The following is a 20,475-nucleotide window of genomic DNA, read 5'->3' on the forward strand; positions in this document are numbered from 1 at the left end:
TGTGTCCTCAAGAGAAAGTGTCAGCGGCCAGCGGCCCGCCGTAAAAGGTTAGATCAGGGTTTTACCATGGCGGACGAAGGTCGGCTTGACCACCCGTACCGGATACCATTTACCACGAATTTCTACCTCGGCACGGTCGGCGGTGGCCATCGGAACACGTGCCAGGGCGATCGACTTGCTAAGCGTAGGAGAAAAACTACCACTGGTGATCTCTCCTTCGCCAACATTGGCGATGCGAACCACCTGATGGGCGCGTAAAACGCCGCGCTCCTCCAGCACCAACCCAACCAATTTGTGCTGCACACCGCCGGCAAGTTCGGCTTCCAGTGCACTGCGCCCGATAAACTGGCGGCTCGCCGGTTCCCAGGCAATGCTCCAGGCCATGTTCGAGGCCAATGGGGAAACGTCCTGGTGGATGTCCTGGCCGTAGAGGTTCATGCCGGCCTCCAGGCGCAGGGTATCGCGAGCGCCGAGACCGATGGGAGAGATGCCAGCGCCTACCAGATCGTTGAAAAAACTCGGGGCTTCGTGGGCGGGCAGGACAATTTCCAACCCGTCCTCACCGGTGTAGCCGGTACGGGCGATGAACCAGTCACCGTCGGCACGACCTTCGAAGGGCTTGAGTTGCTGGATCAACTGACCGCGCGATTGCGTGACCAGCTCAGCGATTTTGTGCCGGGCCTGGGGGCCCTGGATCGCCAGCATCGCCAATTCGGCGCGCTCATGCAGTTGCACGTCGTACTCGCCGAGTTGCGCCTGCATCCAGGCCAGGTCCTGATCACGGGTCGAGGCGTTGAATACCAGCCGATAACCGTCCTCGACCCGGTAGATGATCATGTCGTCGACGATGCCGCCGCGCTCATTGAGCATGGTGCTGTACAAGGCACGTCCTGTGTCCTGCAAGCGATCGACATCATTGGCCAGCAAGCGCTGCAACCAGACTTTGGCCTGGGGTCCGGCCACGTCGATCACGGTCATGTGGGATACATCGAACACACCGCAGTCGCGACGCACCTGATGGTGCTCTTCAACTTGCGAGCCGTAATGCAAAGGCATATCCCAACCGCCAAAATCGACCATCTTCGCGCCTAGGGCGAGATGAAGGTCATACAGAGGCGTACGCTGTCCCATGGGTTTCTCCTTCCGGGCTTGGCGAAGGTGCGGACGGGCACTGCACAGCGCGAACACCTGGAAAAAGGCGCTTTCAGCCGCTCTCAGTTACCCGGTCCGACAGACGGACCGCACCGAATGCCGCGCATTGTAGCCGCATGATGTAGGACTGACACCTAACTGTTTTGATGGGCGGAACGTCGTATCAATCCGATGACCGGCAAGAGTCCCACCAACACCAGAGTCAGCGCCGGCAAGGCGGCCCGGGCCCACTCCCCTTCGCTGGTCATTTCGAAGATCCGCACCGCCAGCGTATCCCAGCCGAACGGGCGCATCAGCAGGGTTGCGGGCATTTCCTTGAGTACGTCGACGAACACCAGCAACGCCGCGCTCAAGGTGCCGGGCAACAGCAACGGCAGATACACTTTGAAAAACAGTCGTGGCCCACTGACCCCAAGACTACGTGCCGCTTCGGGCAGCGACGGGCGGATGCGTGCCAGGCTGCTTTCCAACGGACCGTAGGCCACCGCCAGGAAACGCACCAGATACGCCAGTAACAGCGCCGACAGGCTGCCCAGCAACAAGGGTTTGCCCGCGCCACCGAGCAAGGTTGACAGCGGGATGACCAGCTCGCGGTCCAGATAGCTGAACGCAAGCATGATCGACACCGCCAGCACCGAACCGGGCAAGGCATAACCCAGGTTCGCCAGGGCGACGCCGGTGCGAATGGGACGGGTTGGCGCCAAACGCCGGGCAAAAGCCAGCAGCAAGGCCACGCAAACGGTGAGCAGCGCCGCCAGACCACCCAGGTAGAGGGTATGGACGATCAGCCCGCCATAACGCTCGTCCAGATCGAAGCGACCGCGCTGCCAGAACCACACCAGCAACTGCAGCATCGGGATGACAAAGGCGCAGGCAAACACCAAAAAGCACCAGCCACTGGCCGCCACGGCCTTGACGCCTCGCAAGTGATAAAGCGCCTTGATCCGGGGTCGTTCGTTGCTGGCTCGGTGGGCGCCGCGGGCCCGGCGTTCGCCATAGAGCACCAGCATCACCGCCAGCAACAGCAGGCTGGCCAATTGGGCTGCACTGGAGAGGCTGAAGAAGCCGTACCAGGTCTTGTAGATGGCGGTGGTGAAGGTGTCGAAGTTGAACACCGACACTGCGCCGAAATCCGCCAGGGTCTCCATCAGCGCCAACGCCACCCCCGCACCGATGGCCGGCCGGGCCATCGGCAGCGCTACTCGCCAGAACGCCTGCCATGGTGTCTGCCCGAGCACCCGGGCCGCTTCCATCAACCCCTTGCCCTGGGCCAGGAATGCACTGCGCGCCAGCAGATAGACATAAGGGTAAAAGACCAGCACCAGCACCAGGATCACTCCGCCGGTGGAGCGGACCCGGGGCAGGCGCAGGCCGCTGCCGAACCCTTCACGCAGCAGCGTTTGCACCGGGCCGGCGAAATCCAGCAGGCCGACGAAGACAAACGCCAGCACGTACGCGGGAATCGCAAACGGCAGCATCAATGCCCAGTCGAGCCAACGTCGACCGGGGAACTCACACAGACTGGTGAGCCAGGCAAGACTGACGCCCAGCAACGTCACACCAACGCCCACGCCAAGAATCAGCGTCAGGGTATTGCCCAACAAGCGGGGCATTTGCGTATCCCACAGGTGGGACCAGATCTGCTGGTCGATGCTCTGCCAGGACAGCAACAGGACACTCAAGGGCAGCAGGACCAACGCGGCGATGGCGAAGACCAGGGGGTACCAGCGGCGTTGGACGGTGTGGGTCAAGGGAAAGCCTCGAGGCAGTCATCAAACGCGTATTAAACCGCAAAAAAAAGATCGCAGCCTGCGCCAGCTCCTACATTGGAACACGATCCCATGCAGGAGCTGACGCAGGCTGCGATCTTTGAGGCTTTTTAATTCCAGCCAGCGCGATCCATCAAGCGAATAGCTTCAGCCTGGCGTTTACCCGCCACTTCCACCGGCAAGGTATCAGCCTTGAACTTGCCCCAGGCCGCCACTTCCTTGGATGGCTCCACCTTCGGGTTGGCCGGGAACTCCTGGTTCACGTCGGCGAAGATGTTCTGGGCTTCAGGCGTGGTCATCCACTCCACCAATTTCTTCGCGGCTTCCGGATGCGGTGCGTACTTGGTCAGGCCGATGCCCGAGAGGTTGATGTGCACACCACGGTCAGCCTGGTTCGGCCAGAACAATTTGACCTTCAGGTCCGGCTTCTGCTGGTGCAGGCGGCCGTAGTAGTAGGTGTTGACGATGCCGACATCGCACTGCCCGGCATTGATCGCCTCGAGCAGCGCAGTGTCGTCGGAGAACACATCGGTGGAGAGGTTCTTGACCCAGCCCTTGATGATTTCCTCGGTTTTTTCCGCACCGTGGGTTTCGATCAGGGTCGCGGTCAAGGACTGGTTGTAGACCTTCTTCGAGGTGCGCAGGCACAGGCGACCTTCCCATTCCTTGCCGGCCAGTGCCTCGTAGGTGGTCAGCTCACCCGGTTTGACCCGGTCGGGGGAATAGACAATGGTCCGCGCCCGCAGGCTCAAACCGGTCCAGGCGTGGGAAGCAGCGCGATATTGGGAGGGGATGTTGGCGTCGATCACCGGGGAGGAGAATGGCTGGAGAATGCCCATCTGCTCGGCTTGCCAGAGGTTGCCGGCGTCGACGGTAAGCAGCAGGTCGGCGGTGGCGTTCTCGCCTTCGGCCTTGATCCGCTGCATCAGCGGCGCCTCCTTGTCGGTGATGAACTTCACCGATACACCGGTTTTCTTGGTGTAGGCATCGAAAACCGGCTTGATCAGTTCATCGATGCGCGAGGAGTAGACCACCACCTCGTCGGCGGCCTGGGCGGCAGTAGCGCCGATCAGGGACAAGGCGAGGACGGACAGCAGACGCTTGGATGCCAACATGGGAGCAGTCTCTCGATTGTGAACGAGCGCAAATGATAAGGACTCACATTTGGCACCACAATCGAACAGTTGCCAGACACATTTCCAAATGTTGCAGCTAGGAGATGTGCTGTGTTTTTTGTGCTCGCGATGAGGCCTTTGGCCCCGACAAAAATCTAGGCCTTGGCCAAATCCGGTAAATCCCCCGTCAACCCCAGCGCCTCGCGCACGAACAGCGCCTTGGCCTCGGGCAGGCTGTCCACCAATTTCAGCCCAGTGTTACGCAACCAACGCAACGGCAACGGATCGGCCTGGAACAGCCGCTCGAAACCTTCCATCGCCGCCATCAACGCCAGGTTATGGGGCATGCGGCGGCGCTCGTAGCGGCTCAACACCTTCACGTCCGCCAGTCGCTCGCCGCGCCCGGCCGCCTGCAACAGCACTTCGGCCAGCACCGCGGCGTCGAGGAACCCCAGGTTCACCCCTTGTCCAGCCAGCGGGTGAATGGTGTGGGCGGCATCACCGATCAACGCCAGCCCTTCGGCCACGTAGCGCTTGGCATGACGCTGGCGCAGCGGCACGCACAGGCGTGGGTCGGCGCTCAGGACCGTGCCAAGCTGGCCTTCGAAGGCCCGCTCCAGCTCACTGCAGAACTCAGTGTCATCGAGCGCCATCAGGCGCTGCGCCTCGCCAGGGGTAGTGGACCAGACGATCGAGCACCAATCGTGCTGGCCGTCGCGCGCAAGCGGCAGGAACGCCAGCGGACCGTTGTCGGTAAAGCGCTGCCAGGCCGTCGTGCGATGGGGCTTGGCGCTGCGCACACTGGTGACAATGGCGTGATGCAGATAATCCCACTCTCGCGTCGCCACGCCCGTCAGGCGGCGCACAGCGGAATTCGCGCCATCGGCGGCGATGACCAGCGGCGCGCGCAAGGTGCGGCCGTCAGCCAGGGTCAGCAGCCAGTCATCGCCGGAACGGCGCATTTGCTCCAGCCGTGCGTTGGCCAGCAGGCCCAGGTCGCAGTCATGCAAACGGTCCAGTAAAGCGTCTTGCACGACGCGGTTCTCGACAATGTGCCCGAGCACCTCGGCGTGCAGGCTGGCCGCCGAAAAGTGGATGTGCCCGGTGCCACTGCCGTCCCAGACGTGCATGTCGCTATAGGGGCTCGCACGTCGGGCCGTAATGCCGTCCCAGACACCCAGGCGATCGAGGATCCGCTGGCTCGCTGTCGACAAGGCGCTGACCCGCGGCTCGAACGCGGCCTGGGGATCGAAAGGTTTGACGCTCATCGGGCTGCCGTCGAGCAGCAGCACTTGCAGGCCACTGCCCTGCAACGCCAGCGCCAGGGCGCTGCCGACCATGCCGGCACCGACGATCAACAGATCTGCACGCAATTCCATGCTCTAAGCCTGTTTTGCGGGCGGCATTGGCCGCCCATGAAAAGAAATAACGGCCCCTGCCTTAAGCATCGGGTCGCGTTCCAAGGCCCATGGCCTGGCGGGCGAACCAGCGCTTGGCCGGCGGCAGCAGGTCGAGGCCCAGCAGGCCGAGGTTACGCCCCAGGGACACCAGCGGCAGGTTACTGCTGAACAGACGCGTGACCTGGTCGGAAAAACCGACGGTCAGGGTCTGATCCATTCGCTGGCGCTCGCGATAGGCTTGCAACACGGCGAAATCACCCGGCTCGCTGTCGCTGTCGAGCAAAGCATCGGCCAGGGCCTGGGCGTCGCGCAGGGACAGGTTGAACCCCTGTCCGGCAATCGGATGCAGGCTATGGGCGGCATTGCCCAGGATCGCCAGGTGCGGGCGTACCTGTTCTTCGGCCTCCACCAGCGCCAACGGATACAGGTGTCGCGCGCCAACCTGCTTCAACGTGCCCAGGCGATAACCGAACACGCCCTGCAATTCGCTGAGAAAACTGCGCTCATCGAGGGCCGCCAGCCGTTGCGCGTCCATGCCCTGTCGGGTCCAGACCAGCGCACAACGATTTTCCGGCAACGGTAACAAAGCCATCGGCCCGTCATCGGTGAAGCGTTCGAAGGCCATGCCGTTGTGGGCTTCGCTGGGTGTGATGTTGGCGATCAATGCGCTCTGGTCATAAGGCCGATTGCGCACGCCGACGCCCAATTGCTCCCGCAGGCCTGAACGGCCACCGTCAGCCAACACGGCCAGGTCGCATTCCAGGGTGATTTCGTCGTCGAGGGTCAGGCGATAACCACCAACCAGTGGCTCCATCCGGGTGACCTGCGCCGGGCAGCGCCAACTGACCACTTCGGTGTCCAGGCCTTGCCACAGGCACTGGCCGAGCCAGGCGTTTTCCACCACATAGCCCAGCGCCGGCACACCCTCTTCCATGGCCGACAAGCGCGCCGTGGAGAACCGTCCGCGATCGGAGACGTGAATCTGTTTGATCGGCTCGGCGCGACGGGAAATTTCCTGCCAGACACCCAACCGTTGATAAATCTGCCGGGCCCCGTAGGACAACGCCGAAGAGCGGGCGTCGTAGCTCGGCTGCCAGGCATTGCCCGGGGCAAAGGGCTCGATCAGCATGATCTTCCAGCCCCGGGCCTTGGCACCGGCCTGCAGGGCCAGCGCCAGGCTCGCGCCGACCAGGCCGCCGCCGATGATCGCCAGATTGACCCGGCTCATGCTGCTTGCGTCCGTGCGGCGGCCATCAAGGCCTCGATGTCAGCGACCGTTTTGGGGACGCCTTGGCTCAGGATTTCACAACCGGTCTTGGTCACTACCACGTCATCCTCGATACGCACGCCGATGCCGCGCCATTTTTTCGCGACGCTGCGGTTATTCGGGCTGATGTAGATGCCCGGCTCCACGGTCAGCGTCATGCCGACTTCCAGTACCCGCCACTCGCCACCGACCCGGTATTCGCCCACGTCGTGTACGTCCATGCCCAGCCAGTGGCCGGCGCGGTGCATGTAGAACGCCCGGTAGGCTTCGCTGGCGATCAACTCATCCACCTCGCCTTCCAACAGCCCAAGTCGCACCAGGCCCTCGGTAATGACCCGCACCGTCGCTTCATGGGCCTGGTTCCAATGTTTGTCCGGCGCGATCTCGGCAAACGCGGCCTCCTGGGCCGCCAGCACCACTTCGTAGATCGCTTTCTGCTCAGGCGAATACTTGCCGTTGACCGGCCAGGTACGGGTGATATCACTGGCGTAGCAATCGATTTCACAACCGGCGTCGATCAACACCAGGTCTCCGTCCTTGAGCGGCGCGTCGTTCTGCTGGTAATGCAGGATGCAGCTGTTACGCCCCGCCGCGACGATCGAGCCATAGGCCGGCATCTTCGCCCCGCCCTTGCGGAACTCATAGTCGAGCTCGGCTTCCAGGCTGTATTCATGCAACCCCGCACGCGCCGCCTGCATCGCCCGGATGTGCGCCTGGGCGGAAATCCGCGCCGCTTCGCGCATCACTTTTACTTCTGCCGCCGATTTATACAGGCGCATGTCGTGCAGCAAGTGATCCAGGGCAACGAATTCGTTCGGCGGCTGGGCGCCGAGGTGGGCCTTGGAACGAATCACGTTGATCCACTCCATCAGGTGCCGATCGAATTCCGGATTGCTGCCCATGGCCGAATACACCCGGTCGCGGCCTTCGATCAGGCCCGGCAGGATGTCGTCGATGTCCGTGATGGGAAATGCGTCGTCGGCGCCGTAGTCACGCATCGCCCCTTCCTGGCCGGCGCGCAGGCCATCCCACAACTCACGTTCGGCGTTGCGCTCACGACAAAAGAGGATGTACTCGCCATGGGCGCGGCCAGGCATCAGCACCAGTACCGCTTGCGGTTCGGGAAAGCCGCTGAGGTACTGGAAGTCGCTGTCCTGGCGGTAGATGTGCTCGACGTCGCGGTTGCGGATCGCAACGGCGGCGGCGGGCAGGATTGCGATGCTGTTGGGCTCCATCTGCGCCATCAGGGCCTTGCGGCGACGGCTGTATTCCGATTTCGGGATATGAATCATGGGCAGACGGTGTTCCCTCTAAAAAATTAATGCAAGGACGGCTTGGCCGCCGCTGCATCGGTTTTCTTGGTCTCGGTGAACAATAGCAATGGTGCGACCCGCAGGTACTCCATCACTTCCATGTAGTCGCTTTCGCCGTCATCGGACTCTTCCAGGGCGTCCTGGACCTGAGAGATCGCCGCCAGGTCTTGCAACACTTCCTTGGCCTCGTCGCTCAACGCGTATTCGCGGCGGGTCAAGCCGAAGCCGGCGAGGAAACCCTGGCACCATTGGCCCAACGCAGCGGCGCGGTCAGCCAACGGCGCATCGTCGGTGGGCAGCAGCAGGACGACGGTCATGTCGTCGCTGGTAAGCTCGCCCTTGACCATCTCTTGCAGGCCGATCAAGGCATTACGAACGTTGTCTTGTGGTTCGCCTTCCAGCAACTCGGCGGCGTCGGCCAACCAGCCGTCGGCATCGAAGCCGGCGCCGGCGCAACTGCGACCGAGCAGCAGGCCGTGCAGTTCGGCAGGCGAGACAGGATGACCGCTGGTGCTCAGCAGGGTGGCGAATGCTTGATACGGGGAATTCTGAATGGGCATGGGCAGCTAGGCGCCAGACGGCGCTATGTCTAGAATGGAGGCCTTGTATCCTACATCGACAGACTCGCCAAGACCATTAAAGGCTGTGCGACCCCTATCCCCATCAGACACATTCTTCAGTGGACACAATGGAAGACACCGACCTGCAAGCGCTGATGGCCAGACTCGAATTGCTAATTGACCGGGTCGAGCAACTTAAGAGCCAAAACGGACTCCTATTAGCTCAGGAAAAGACCTGGCGCGAGGAACGCGCGCACCTCATTGAAAAAAACGAAATCGCCCGGCGTAAGGTCGAATCGATGATTTCGCGCCTCAAGGCCCTGGAGCAAGACTCATGAGTTCAAGCAATAGCGTTACCGTGCAGATCCTCGACAAAGAATATTCGATCATCTGCCCCCAGGAAGAGCGTAGCAACCTGGTGAGTGCCGCCCGTTACCTGGACGGCAAGATGCGCGAGATCCGCAGCAGCGGCAAAGTCATCGGCGCCGACCGCATTGCCGTGATGGCAGCCTTGAACATTACCCACGACCTGCTCCATCGCCAGGATACGCCTGACCTGCAGGTCAGCGGCTCGACCCGTGAGCAGGTACGGGACCTGCTCGATCGGGTGGATCTGGTGCTGGCCACCGATCCGGACGTCAGCAAGGGCTGATTCGCGAGGCTGCCTGGGGTATACTCGCCTCACTCCCTGGGGTGCTTGCCAGTTGGTGATGTCCCTGAGCCGATACGCACAACCACGGGGGTTGCACGTTGGGGCCGGTGTGCATGTCCGCTTGACGGAAAGCCTTAACGCCCCCTGCAACTTCCACCTTGAACTTTCGGGTTCAAGGGCTAAGCCGACAGCGGTTCATCCGGGGAGCCTGATTTCAAACAATGCCAGTCCAAGTGGACTGGCATTGTTGTTTGCGCCGTCGGCATTTCTGAGGGCCCTGTTTTGCGGTTACGCTGTGCTCCGTCACCGACTCCGTGAAGCATCGATATGACCGAACCCGCGCTGCTGCCCCGCCCGCAACTTCGACGCCTGCTGCGCCAGGCCCGTCGCGCCCTGACACCCGCCCAGCAACGGCAAGCCGCCCACGGGCTCTACAAGCAATTGGCCCAGCATCCGCTGTTTCGTCGCGCCCGCCACATCGCCCTGTATCTGCCCAACGATGGCGAGATCGACCCGCGCCTGCTACTGCGCGCCGCCCAGCGCCGGGGCAAGGCCACTTATCTGCCGGTGCTCAGTCCATGGCCCCGGACCAAGATGGTTTTTCAACGCATCCAACCTGGCGAAAAAATGCAGCCCAACCGTTTTCGTATCCCTGAACCACGCAAGAACATCGCCCGGCAGCGCAAGGTCTGGACATTGGATCTGGTGTTATTGCCGCTGGTGGGGTTTGACGATGCGGGGGGCCGACTGGGCATGGGCGGCGGCTTCTATGACCGCAGCCTGGCCTATCTGGCGCGACGCAAGCAATGGCGCAAGCCAACGCTGCTGGGGCTGGCCCATGAATGTCAGAAGGTCGAACGATTGGCGCAGGCAAGCTGGGACGTACCGCTGCAGGGAACGGTCAGCGACAGGCATTGGTATCTGGTGCAATAGACGCCGCGAGAATCAGCGGCGCCTGGAAGACAGGTTCAGCGTTTGATCGATGGCGCGGGTTGGATGATGTCCACCGGCGCGTCGGTCTTGTTGGCCCACAAGCTTTGAGCGTAACCCGTGGTCACGACCCCCAGGCCGAACAGAATGACCAGGATCCACAGCAAATCCGGTTTGCGTTTCATCGATTGCCCCCCTCAAGGCACATCACACACGATGACAGCAGCGGTTTTCTTATTGGCCGTGCAGCAGCGTCAAGCTTGGAAGGCCGGCATTTTGCGGCAACCTGCTCTGACACGCAAACTCTGGCGTCAACCGACTGTCGGTTTGTCATAAAATCGCTGAACTTTTTTTCTCAACACCGCCCAGGAGTAGAAATCATGGCCTATTGGTTGATGAAGTCCGAGCCCGACGAGTTGTCCATCCGAGGCCTGGAAAAGCTCGGCCAGGCGCGCTGGGACGGGGTGCGCAACTACCAGGCGCGCAATTTCCTGCGGACCATGGCGGTGGGCGACTCATTCTTTTTCTACCACTCCAGTTGCCCGGAGCCAGGTATCGCCGGCATCGGACAGATCGTGCGAGCGGCCTACCCTGATCCAACGGCACTGGAACCTGACAGTCATTACTTCGATCCCAAGGCCAGCCCGGATAAAAACCCCTGGACCGCGATCGACGTAACCCATGTCGAAACCTTCCCCCACGTGCTGAAGCTCGACTATCTCAAGCAGCAGACCGCCCTGGCGGAAATGCCGCTGGTGCAGAAAGGCTCGCGACTGTCGGTGATGCCGGTAACCGCCGAACAGTGGGCGGCGGTGATTGCCTTGCGCTGATCACCCATGAGTTGATGGACATCAAGCTGGACCGGGCACTGATCCAGCAAACTGCAATGCTACAGCCGCAGGATGCCGGACATGTCGACAAACCCTCGTACCTCGCGTTTTTTTGCCCTCGCCCTGCTGGCTGTGTTGCTGGCCGCCGGTGGGTTCGGCTACTGGAAGTCGCTGCATGATCGCTTGCCAGAAGGCCTGAGCATGGGCAACGGGCGCCTTGAGGCCACCGAAGTCCAGATCGCCAGCAAGACGCCCGGACGCCTGGCCGAGGTTCATGTCGATGAAGGCGACAACGTCCTCAAGGGCCAATTGCTGGCGCGCATGGACACCCGCACCCTGGAGGCCCAGCGCAACCAGGCTGAGGCCGAAGTGGTGCGCGCCCGGGAAAACCTCGCCGCCGCCGAGGCCAATGTGCAACTGCGCCAGAGCGAACAATTGCTCGCTCACCAGGAACTCAAACGGAGCCAGGAACTGTTCAAACGCGGTTACGCCAGCGCCCAGGTCATTGACCAGCAGCAAGCCCGCGTCGACACCGCCAACGCTGCGGTTAACGCAGCCCGGGCCCAGGTATCGGCGGCGACGGCCGCCATCGGCGCGACCCAGGCCCAGGTGGCCCAACTGACCAGCGAAATCGACGACAGCAGTTTGCGCGCCCCCCTCGACGGCGTGATCCAGTTGCGTCTGGCCGAACCGGGCGAAGTGCTGGGCGCCGGCGGCCGGGTGCTGCTGATGATCGATCCGAACGACCAATACATGAACCTGTATCTGCCGGCATCCGTGGCCGGGAAACTGGCGGTAGGCGATGAAGCGCGACTGCTACTCGACGCCCTGCCCCAGCGACCGCTGCCGGCCAAGGTCAGCTTCGTCGCGGCCAAGTCCCAATTCACCCCCAAGGAAGTCGAGACCCGTGATGAGCGCCAGAAACTGGTGTTCCGCGTCAAAGTGCACCTGACCCAGCCCGGTGAAGTGCCCCAGGCCAAACCCGGCATGCCCGGCGCCGGCTACGTGCGCACCGCCCCCATCGACTGGCCGGCCAACCTGCAATGAGCGCCACCCAGAGCGAAACGGCGCTACAGGCTTCGGGTCTCGAACATCGCTACGGCCAGCATGTGGCCTTGAGCGATATCGCCTTCAGCCTGCCCGCCGGCACTCGCTGCGGTCTGATTGGCCCCGACGGCGCCGGCAAATCGAGCCTCCTGGGGCTGATTGCCGGGGTGAAGAAACTCCAATGCGGTCAATTGCAGGTACTGGGTGCATCGATCGAGGATCGCCACCATCGCAACACCCTCTATCGACGCATTGCGTTCATGCCTCAAGGTCTGGGGGGCAACCTTTACCCTGATTTGTCGATCCGCGAGAACATCCGGTTCTTTGGTACATTGTTCGGGCTCTCGCGGGCCGAATGCGCACAGCGTATGGGCAAGTTGTTGCTGGCGACCGACCTGCAACGTTTTGCCGACCGCCCGGCGGGCAAGCTGTCGGGGGGCATGAAACAAAAGCTCGGCCTGTGCTGTGCACTGATCCATGAACCCGACCTTTTGATTCTCGACGAACCCACCACCGGGGTGGATCCCCTGTCCCGCCGACGCTTCTGGGAACTGATAGAAGACGTACGCCGACAACGACCGCAACTGACCCTGCTGGTCGCCACGGCGTATATGGAAGAAGCCGAACAATTCGAGCATTGCCTGATGCTCGACAACGGGCGCTTGATCGCCAAGGGGTTGAGTGCCGAACTGGCTGCCGTCACACCCGATGGAAAACTCGACTCGGCCTTCACTCATTTCCAGGGCGACAGCGGCCACAACGCCGAGCCGCTGACGATCCCTCCCAGGACCAACGGTACTGCCGACATCGCCATCGAAGCCCATGACCTTACCCTGCGCTTCGGTGACTTCACCGCAGTCGACAAGGTCAGCTTCGCGATCGGTCGCGGTGAGATCTTTGGTTTCCTGGGTTCCAACGGATGCGGCAAGACCACCACCATGAAAGTGCTGACCGGGCTGATGCCCGCCAGCGAAGGCGAGGCCCGCCTGCTGGGCAAGCCGGTGGACGCCAAGGACCTGGCCACCCGCAAACGCGTGGGGTTCATGTCGCAGAGCTTTTCGCTGTATGGGGAATTGAGCGTACGGCAGAACCTGGCCCTGCACGCCGAGCTGTTCGACCTGCCCAAGGCCCAAAGCGGCGCCCGCATCGAAGAGCTGATCAAGCGCTTCAATCTGCAGGACCTCGCCGACCAACCTTCCGGTGCGTTACCCCTGGGCCTGCGCCAGCGCTTGTCCCTGGCGGTGGCGGTGCTGCATCGCCCGGAAGTGCTGATCCTCGACGAACCGACCTCAGGCGTTGACCCGGCCGCGCGGGATGACTTCTGGCGGCTGCTGATCGAGCTGTCTCGCGAGCAGGGCGTGACGATTTTTCTCTCCACGCACTTCATGAACGAAGCTCAACGCTGCGACCGCATTTCGCTGATGCACGCTGGCAAAGTCCTGGCCTGTGACACACCGGCAGCCCTGCAGGCGCAGTTCAACGGCCAGACCCTGGAAGCGGCGTTCGTCACCTGCCTGGAACAAGCCCAGGGCGAGACGCCACAAGACACCACCCCCGTGGCCCTCGACACCGCCGGCGCCCCCCAGGACCGACACGGCCTCAGCCTTGGTCGACTGTGGGCCGTCGCCAGCCGCGAAGGCAAGGAACTGCTGCGCGACAAAGTGCGGATGGCGTTCGCCTTGCTCGGTGCGTTGTTCATGATGGTGATCTTCGGCTACGGCATCTCCCTGGACGTGGAAAAACTCGCCTTCGCTGTGTTTGATCAGGATCAGAGCCCGCAAAGTCGCGCTTATCTGGAAGCGTTTCGCAGCTCGCGCTATTTCGACGAGCAGCCGGTCATCCAAGGCGCCAGCGAGTTGCATCGGCGCCTGCAACGCTCGGAAATCAAACTGGCCCTGGAAATACCACCCGGCTTCGGTCGTGACCTGTACGCCGGTCGCCAACCCACCGTCGGCGCCTGGCTCGACGGCGGCATGCCGTTTCGCGCCGAGACCAGTCGCAACTACGTCCAGGCTGTGCATCAAGCCAATCTCGAACAGTTGGTCGAACAGAGCAGCCCGGCGCGAAACCGCCAGGCCGCGGCCAAGCTGGAAACCCGCTTCCGCTACAACCAGGACGTGGTCAGCGTCAACGCCATCGGCCCAGGAGTCATGGCGCTGATCCTGGCATTCATTCCGGCCATGTTGACGGCCTTGGGCATCGTGCGGGAAAAGGAACTGGGTTCGATCACCAACTTCTACGCCACCCCGCTGACCCGCCTGGAGTTCCTCTTGGGCAAACAAGTGCCCTACCTGGCGGTCAGCCTGATCAACCTGGCCCTGCTGACAGCGATGAACCGCTGGCTGTTCGGCGTGCCGTTCAAGGGCAGTGGCCTGACGCTGGCATTGGGCGGCCTGCTCTATGTGCTGGCGACCACCAGCATGGGGTTGCTGATCTCGGCGTTCACTCGCACCCAGATCGCGGCGATTCTCGGCACCATGATCATCACCAGCCTGCCGACAATCCAATTCTCGGGGCTGATCGTGCCGCGCTCATCCCTGGAAGGCGCCGCCTCGGTAATGGGCCAGTTGTTTCCCGCCGGTTATTTCCTGGACATCGCTGTCGGCACTTTCACCAAGGCCCTGGATCTGCGCCAGCTGTGGCCGCAATGCCTGGCGTTATTCGGGTTCTTCCTGGGGTTCACCGGGCTCAGCCTGGTCATGCTGAAAAAGCAGGAGGCCTGATGCATACGCTTTCACATATCTGGCGTCTTGGGCTCAAGGAACTGACCAGCCTGCGCTACGACTCGGTCCTGCTGCTGTTTCTAGGCTATGCCTTTACCGTGGCGATCTACATGCCGGCCGCAGGCTCGGTGATCGGCGTCCACAACGCCAGCGTGGCGATAGTGGATGAAGACCAGAGCCACCTGTCACGCCAACTGGCCCAGGTCCTGCAACCACCGGAGTTCCAGAGCCCGGTGGCGCTGCCCTATGCCGAACTGGACAAGGTCATGGACAGTGGCCGCTACACCTTTGTCATTAACGTGCCCGCCAACTTCCAGGCCGACCTGCTCGCCGGACGCGAACCGGCGCTGCAATTGAACGTCGACGCCACGGCCATGAGCCAGGCATTCATGGGCGCCGGTTACATCGGGCGGATTTTCCAACAGGAACTGCTGACCTACAGCGGCCAGGCGCAAGCGAGCGAACTAACCCCCGTGAAATTGACTACCCGTTCGTTGTTCAACACCAATCTGGAGGGCGGGTGGTTTCTGGCGGTGATCCAGATCGTCAACAACATCACCATCCTGGCCATCATCCTGACGGGCACCGCGCTGCTACGCGAGCGCGAGCACGGGACCCTGGATCACTTGCTGGTACTGCCGCTGACGGCACTGGAGATCATGCTGGCGAAAATCTGGAGCAACATGCTGGTAGTGGTGCTCTGCACCTGGGCGTCGCTGGAAATTATCGTCAAGTTCGCGTTGGGGGTGCCGCTTGCCGGCTCCATGCTTCTCTTTCTGCTGGTGACCGCACTCTACCTGTTCGCCAGCACCGCACTGGGCATCTTTCTCGCCACCCTGGCCCGCTCGACACCGCAGTTCGGGCTACTGTCGATCCCCGTCATTATTCCGATGCTGCTGTTGTCGGGCGGCAGCACGCCGCTGGACAGCATGCCGCAATGGTTGCAATGGGTGATGCAAGGGTCGCCCTCGACCCATTTCGTCAGCCTCAGCGCGGCGATCCTGTTCCGTGACGCAGGCGTTGAGGTGGTATGGCCGGACGTGCTGGCGTTGGCGGCGATCGGGCTCCTGTTCTTTGCCGTCGCCCTGGGGCGGTTTCGCAAAAGCCTGGCGTCGTGATGAAAAAAGCCGCCTTTGACAGCCCCGAGAAAATTGCGGCACTGCCAAAGGCGGCGACTCTGGCGATTTATTGAATGATCAGGTTGTTGAACAACAGATCATCCACCATCGGCTTGCCGGTCTCGTCGTTCATCACCTGCTGGGTCTGCTTCAACGCTTCCTGACGCAGCTTTTCCTTGGCTTCCAGGTTGTTCATCGCCTCGGTGGTCTGCTGGGCAAACAGCGCAACCAACTGGTTGCGAATCAGCGGCTCGTTGGCCTTTACCGCCGCCACGGCAGCATCACCGGTCACGCGCAAGGCCACATCGGCCTTGTAGACCTTCAGCTTGGCTGTACCGTCGAGCCCATAATTGCCGACAAAGGGCGGGCTAAGGGTGATGTAACTGACTTTCGGCGCCTCGCCTTCTTTGGCCTCTTCGGCCATCGCCGCCGCAGGCAACGACAGGGCCAGCATCAACATGATCCACGCTTTCACATTTGACTCCTCATCCGGTTTGCGGCCCAGCATACCGCCCCGCCGTTCAAGCACAAGCTTATGGCCAGCTATCAGGGCAAGGCATGCTCGTTGACCCATCGACTCTCACACCTACACTTATCGGCCATCACTCCCAAAGGAATAGCCCTGATGAAAGCCGTGCTGTGCAAAGAATTCGGCCCCGCCGAATCGCTGGTGCTGGAAGACGTCGCCAGCCCCGTCGCGAAGAAGAACGAAGTGCTGCTGGACGTGCACGCCGCCGGGGTGAACTTCCCTGACACGCTGATCATCGAGGGCAAATATCAATTCAAGCCACCCTTCCCGTTCTCCCCTGGTGGCGAAGCGGCGGGCGTGGTCAGTGCGGTGGGTGAAAATGTCAGCCACCTGAAGGTCGGTGATCGGGTCATGGCGCTGACCGGCTGGGGCAGCTTTGCCGAGCAGGTGGCGGTGCCAGGCTATAACGTGTTGCCAATCCCGGCGTCCATGGACTTCAACACCGCTGCCGCCTTCAGCATGACCTACGGCACCTCGATGCACGCCCTCAAGCAACGGGCCAACTTGCAACCCGGCGAAACCCTGCTGGTGCTCGGCGCATCCGGCGGGGTTGGCCTGGCTGCGGTAGAGATCGGCAAGGCCATGGGCGCCCGGGTCATCGCCGCCGCCAGTAGCACAGAAAAACTCGCCGTGGCCAAGGCCGCTGGCGCCGACGAGTTGATCAACTACAGCGAAACCAGCCTCAAGGATGAAATCAAGCGACTCACCGACGGCCAGGGCGCCGATGTGATCTACGATCCGGTGGGTGGCGACCTGTTCGACCAGGCCATCCGCGCCATCGCCTGGAATGGCCGGCTGCTGGTAGTCGGTTTTGCCAGCGGGCGCATCCCCGAGCTGCCGGTGAACCTCGCCCTGCTCAAGGGCGCCGCCGTAGTGGGCGTGTTCTGGGGCTCCTTCGCCCAACGCCAGCCCCAGGACAACGCCGCCAATTTCCAGCAACTGTTTGGCTGGTTCGCCGAAGGCAAGCTCAAGCCACTGGTGTCGCAGGTGTATCCACTGAGCAATGCCGCCCAGGCGATCAATGACCTGGGGCAGCGCAAGGCGGTGGGGAAGGTGGTTGTGCAGGTGCGTTGAAGCGTCACAGCGGTCCGGGTGCCTGAAGCCGCGGACCGCTATTGGCAAGCACTAGAACAACGCGCGAATCTCCTTCGGCAACATCCTCACATACCGTGACGCAGGAAAACTCCCGCAGTGCTTCGCGATCATGGGCACGTGCCTGTTGAAGCAGGCGATCAAGGCCAGACGCTCGACATCCGACATCTGCTTGACGAAAAACACATTGGACAAGTAGCTGCGCGTGGAACGGAACGGGAGCAAACCTTGCATCCATAGTTAGCCCCAAGTGCATTGATGTCCGAGCACTCCCAGGCCTGGCTCCATTTACTGTCATCCAAAGGCCCGTCATCCAGGCGGAACTCGAACGGCGCCAGGACGTGCGTCTGCTCCCGATGTTCGTTGCCCACCGTCCAAGGACTCTTGGGCACCAACAACACACCCATCACCCAACTCGTACCGGACAAGCACAGCAACAGCATCACAACGCACCACCTCATACCTTGACCCCTCACCTGAATGCCAGCGCTGGCAGAAAGGTGAAGGGTAAAGACCGGACCTCATTGGCTAAATGGCGAGACTTCCCGTTTAGTTGAAGGACGTTTCCCACTGTTCTGTCCCGCCACCAAGACATGTGAGCGCGAAAAATCCAGACAAGACAATTCCTACGACGTCATCAGCGTATGCCGGAGCGACGTGTTCATTTAAGAACATTACCCAGGGCTTTTTTCTCTGTTTATCGACCAACAAGCAATGCTATTTTCGGTAACGAAACTGTAACATTCGCATTCGCAGTCATAACAAGAACCTGGAGCCCTTGAATGTTTGCTTTCTTTCGTCCTGCCGCACACCAGGCGTCTCTGCCTGAAGAAAAAATAGACAGCACCTACCGACGCCTTCGCTGGCAGATCTTCGCCGGCATCTTCATTGGCTACGCCGGGTATTACTTGCTGCGCAAGAACTTCTCCCTGGCCATGCCGTACCTGATCGATGAGGGCTATACCCGCGGTCAGCTGGGCCTGGCCATGTCGGCCATCGCCATCGCCTACGGGCTTTCGAAGTTCCTGATGGGCCTGGTGTCCGACCGCTCCAACCCGCGCTACTTCCTGCCATTCGGTTTGCTGGTGTCGGCTGGGGTGATGTTCGTTTTCGGTTTCGCGCCTTGGGCGACGTCCAGCGTGACCATGATGTTCATTCTGCTGTTCATCAACGGCTGGGCCCAGGGCATGGGCTGGCCGCCGAGCGGACGGACCATGGTGCACTGGTGGTCGCAGAAAGAACGCGGCGGCGTTGTCTCGGTGTGGAACGTGGCGCATAACGTCGGCGGCGGCCTGATCGGCCCGCTGTTCCTGCTGGGGATGGGCTGGTTCAACGACTGGCATGCGGCGTTTTATGTACCGGCTGCCGTGGCCCTGCTGGTTGCCCTGTTTGCCTTCGTGACCATGCGCGACACCCCGCAATCGGTAGGCCTGCCGCCCATCGAGAAATACAAGAACGATTACCCGGAAGGCTACGACGCCAGTCACGAGAACGAATTCAGCGCCAAGGAAATCTTCGTCAAATACGTGCTGTGCAACAAAATGCTCTGGTACATCGCCATGGCCAACGTCTTCGTTTACCTGTTGCGCTATGGCGTGCTGGACTGGGCGCCGACCTACCTCAAGGAAGCCAAGGGCTTCACCGTGGATAAAACGTCCTGGGCGTACTTCTTGTACGAATGGGCCGGCATTCCCGGCACGCTGCTGTGCGGCTGGATGTCGGACAAGATCTTCCGTGGCAACCGTGGCCTGACGGGCATGGTATTCATGGCGATGGTGACCGTGGCAACGCTGGTGTACTGGCTGAACCCGGCCGGCAACCCGACCGTCGATATGATTGCCCTGGTTTCCATTGGTTTTCTGATCTACGGCCCGGTGATGCTGATCGGTTTGCAGGCCCTGGAACTGGCGCCGAAGAAAGCCGCCGGCACCGCCGCAGGTTTCACCGGTTTGTTCGGCTACTTGGGTGGTTCAGTGGCGGCCAGTGCCGCCATGGGCTACACCGTGGACCACTTCGGCTGGAACGGTGGCTTTGTGCTGTTGGTGGGAGCTTGCCTGCTGGCGATGGCGTTCCTCGCGCCAACCCTGTGGCACAAGCAAGTCGCCAGTCAGAGCCGCGAAGCGATCGCCTGATCCAACGCCGATTTACAGCGCTTGAGCCGCGCCTCCAGATTCCGGTCTGGCATGGCGTGGCTACGCAGGGCGTGGATGGTCTGCTCGACATAATCGCGGGTGCTGCCGTAACGCCCGCAGGCGCTTTCGAACACCTGGCTCAGCACATGGTCCGGCAAGTTGCCGGCATAGCTGGGCAGGTGCCGTTCCAGCACAAAACCCAGGGCTTGCACCCGGTTGCCATCTTCGAGACGGCAACTGAGCCAATGGGGACGATAGGACGGGAACGGCATCTCGCGCTGCCACAGGGCAAACAGCGAGTCCTCGAGATTCTCCTGCGGCAAGCGATAAGCAAACCCGCTGCACGAACCACCGCGATCCAGACCGAACACCAACCCCGGCAATTCCGGGGTGCCGCGGTGTTCGTGAGACCACAAATACAAACCGCGATGATAGCCATGAACCCGGCCGCGCATCCGCTCCACCGCCGTGCATTCCGGCCGCCAGATCAAGGAACCGTAAGCGAACAGCCAGACCGGACCGCCCTGGTGACGACTCATGGTCGATTGCATCGAGGCAAGCAGTTGTTCACGGGTCAGCTGCGGCCCCAGGTCAAGGCGTGGCGGATACGGTGCACAGGGAATGACGGATTCGATAGCGGTCATGGCCGGTAGCGTGTGGCTCCTCGCGGGGCAGGAAGTTGGATAGCGCGCCGTCAGCGCGCTGACACTTATGGGAATCCACGCAAGTTGGATGCCATGAATGCCGAGGGCGCGGGCATATACCTTAACGACATCTAGCCCTGGAGCTAAATATCGAATCGATATATCGGCAGATATATCACCTGTGGTGAGGGGATTTATCCCC

The 20,475-nt window shown here is 61.6% G+C and carries 19 protein-coding genes and 1 other RNA gene; 10 read left to right on the top strand and 10 right to left on the bottom strand.

From position 1 onward, the window contains the following. Window positions 1-48: 48 nt before the first annotated feature. The 7 genes from gcvT to EPZ47_RS28495 all read right to left on the bottom strand — a co-directional run bounded on the left by gcvT (window position 49) and on the right by EPZ47_RS28495 (window position 8,576). Window positions 49-1,131, bottom strand: a complete 1,083-nt coding sequence (gcvT, locus tag EPZ47_RS28465; RefSeq protein WP_135847687.1) for a glycine cleavage system aminomethyltransferase GcvT — start codon at window positions 1,129-1,131, stop codon at window positions 49-51. A gap of 155 nt (window positions 1,132-1,286) precedes the next feature. After that, a complete protein-coding gene (locus EPZ47_RS28470) occupies window positions 1,287-2,903 on the bottom strand; it encodes an ABC transporter permease (RefSeq protein WP_135847688.1) in 1,617 nt (538 codons plus the stop codon). Window positions 2,904-3,031: 128 nt separating this feature from the next. Then, a complete protein-coding gene (locus EPZ47_RS28475) occupies window positions 3,032-4,036 on the bottom strand; it encodes an extracellular solute-binding protein (RefSeq protein ID WP_135847689.1) in 1,005 nt (334 codons plus the stop codon). 155 nt (window positions 4,037-4,191) lie between these two features. Next, window positions 4,192-5,409 (bottom strand): 2-octaprenyl-3-methyl-6-methoxy-1,4-benzoquinol hydroxylase, encoded by a 1,218-nt coding sequence (locus EPZ47_RS28480; protein ID WP_178084344.1) that lies wholly within the window; start codon window positions 5,407-5,409, stop codon window positions 4,192-4,194. 67 nt (window positions 5,410-5,476) lie between these two features. Beyond that, window positions 5,477-6,664: a 2-octaprenyl-6-methoxyphenyl hydroxylase gene (gene ubiH / locus EPZ47_RS28485; protein ID WP_135847691.1), complete on the bottom strand. Its 1,188-nt coding sequence runs from the start codon at window positions 6,662-6,664 to the stop codon at window positions 5,477-5,479. Next, on the bottom strand, window positions 6,661-7,995 hold the full coding sequence (gene pepP / locus EPZ47_RS28490; RefSeq protein WP_135847692.1) for a Xaa-Pro aminopeptidase: 1,335 nt from the start codon (window positions 7,993-7,995) through the stop codon (window positions 6,661-6,663). Before pepP ends, ubiH begins: the two co-directional genes overlap by 4 nt. A gap of 26 nt (window positions 7,996-8,021) precedes the next feature. Then, window positions 8,022-8,576 (bottom strand): YecA/YgfB family protein, encoded by a 555-nt coding sequence (locus EPZ47_RS28495; protein ID WP_135847693.1) that lies wholly within the window; start codon window positions 8,574-8,576, stop codon window positions 8,022-8,024. Between the two features lie 128 nt (window positions 8,577-8,704). Between EPZ47_RS28495 and EPZ47_RS28500 the strand changes: the two genes are divergently transcribed. The 4 genes from EPZ47_RS28500 (at window position 8,705) to EPZ47_RS28515 (ending at window position 10,161) form a co-directional block, all read left to right on the top strand. Then, on the top strand, window positions 8,705-8,914 hold the full coding sequence (locus EPZ47_RS28500) for a TIGR02449 family protein (protein WP_003177365.1): 210 nt from the start codon (window positions 8,705-8,707) through the stop codon (window positions 8,912-8,914). Then, entirely contained in the window at window positions 8,911-9,228 is a 318-nt protein-coding gene (locus EPZ47_RS28505) for a cell division protein ZapA (protein WP_003177364.1), read from the top strand. The genes EPZ47_RS28500 and EPZ47_RS28505 overlap by 4 nt, the downstream gene beginning before the upstream one ends. A 30-nt stretch (window positions 9,229-9,258) precedes the next feature. After that, window positions 9,259-9,438: non-coding RNA, 6S RNA (gene ssrS, locus EPZ47_RS28510), on the top strand. 117 nt (window positions 9,439-9,555) lie between these two features. Next, entirely contained in the window at window positions 9,556-10,161 is a 606-nt protein-coding gene (locus EPZ47_RS28515; protein ID WP_135847694.1) for a 5-formyltetrahydrofolate cyclo-ligase, read from the top strand. Between the two features lie 35 nt (window positions 10,162-10,196). Here EPZ47_RS28515 and EPZ47_RS30285 read toward each other — a convergent pair whose 3' ends face one another. Beyond that, window positions 10,197-10,343, bottom strand: a complete 147-nt coding sequence (locus tag EPZ47_RS30285; protein ID WP_178084287.1) for a hypothetical protein — start codon at window positions 10,341-10,343, stop codon at window positions 10,197-10,199. Between the two features lie 195 nt (window positions 10,344-10,538). Here EPZ47_RS30285 and EPZ47_RS28520 point away from each other — a divergent pair, with 195 nt between their 5' ends. The 4 genes from EPZ47_RS28520 to EPZ47_RS28535 all read left to right on the top strand — a co-directional run bounded on the left by EPZ47_RS28520 (window position 10,539) and on the right by EPZ47_RS28535 (window position 15,876). After that, the gene (locus EPZ47_RS28520) at window positions 10,539-10,988 is read left to right on the top strand and encodes an EVE domain-containing protein (protein ID WP_135847695.1); all 450 of its coding nucleotides are present in this window, start codon (window positions 10,539-10,541) and stop codon (window positions 10,986-10,988) included. 81 nt (window positions 10,989-11,069) lie between these two features. After that, window positions 11,070-12,035 carry an HlyD family secretion protein gene (locus tag EPZ47_RS28525; protein WP_135847696.1) on the top strand — a complete coding sequence of 322 codons (966 nt, stop codon included), beginning with the start codon at window positions 11,070-11,072 and terminating at the stop codon, window positions 12,033-12,035. Beyond that, the gene (gene rbbA / locus EPZ47_RS28530) at window positions 12,032-14,758 is read left to right on the top strand and encodes a ribosome-associated ATPase/putative transporter RbbA (RefSeq protein ID WP_135847697.1); all 2,727 of its coding nucleotides are present in this window, start codon (window positions 12,032-12,034) and stop codon (window positions 14,756-14,758) included. Before EPZ47_RS28525 ends, rbbA begins: the two co-directional genes overlap by 4 nt. After that, entirely contained in the window at window positions 14,758-15,876 is a 1,119-nt protein-coding gene (locus tag EPZ47_RS28535; protein ID WP_135847698.1) for an ABC transporter permease, read from the top strand. The genes rbbA and EPZ47_RS28535 overlap by 1 nt, the downstream gene beginning before the upstream one ends. A gap of 67 nt (window positions 15,877-15,943) precedes the next feature. On the opposite strand, the gene EPZ47_RS28540 is transcribed toward EPZ47_RS28535, so the two are convergent. Further along, window positions 15,944-16,351 carry a flagellar basal body-associated protein FliL gene (locus EPZ47_RS28540; protein ID WP_135847699.1) on the bottom strand — a complete coding sequence of 136 codons (408 nt, stop codon included), beginning with the start codon at window positions 16,349-16,351 and terminating at the stop codon, window positions 15,944-15,946. A gap of 150 nt (window positions 16,352-16,501) precedes the next feature. On the opposite strand from EPZ47_RS28540, the gene EPZ47_RS28545 reads away from it, so the two are divergent. Both EPZ47_RS28545 and glpT read left to right on the top strand, forming a co-directional pair. Beyond that, complete coding sequence (locus EPZ47_RS28545) at window positions 16,502-17,479, top strand: NADPH:quinone oxidoreductase family protein (RefSeq protein WP_135847700.1); 978 nt, start codon at window positions 16,502-16,504, stop codon at window positions 17,477-17,479. A gap of 800 nt (window positions 17,480-18,279) precedes the next feature. After that, window positions 18,280-19,629: a glycerol-3-phosphate transporter gene (gene glpT, locus EPZ47_RS28555; protein WP_135847701.1), complete on the top strand. Its 1,350-nt coding sequence runs from the start codon at window positions 18,280-18,282 to the stop codon at window positions 19,627-19,629. On the opposite strand, the gene EPZ47_RS28560 is transcribed toward glpT, so the two are convergent. Beyond that, the gene (locus EPZ47_RS28560; protein WP_135847702.1) at window positions 19,605-20,273 is read right to left on the bottom strand and encodes a gamma-glutamylcyclotransferase; all 669 of its coding nucleotides are present in this window, start codon (window positions 20,271-20,273) and stop codon (window positions 19,605-19,607) included. The two genes, glpT and EPZ47_RS28560, sit on opposite strands and share 25 nt — an antisense overlap. Between the last annotated feature and the right edge of the window lie 202 nt (window positions 20,274-20,475).

It is taken from the genome of Pseudomonas viciae (genome assembly GCF_004786035.1).
Taxonomy (GTDB): domain Bacteria; phylum Pseudomonadota; class Gammaproteobacteria; order Pseudomonadales; family Pseudomonadaceae; genus Aquipseudomonas; species Aquipseudomonas viciae.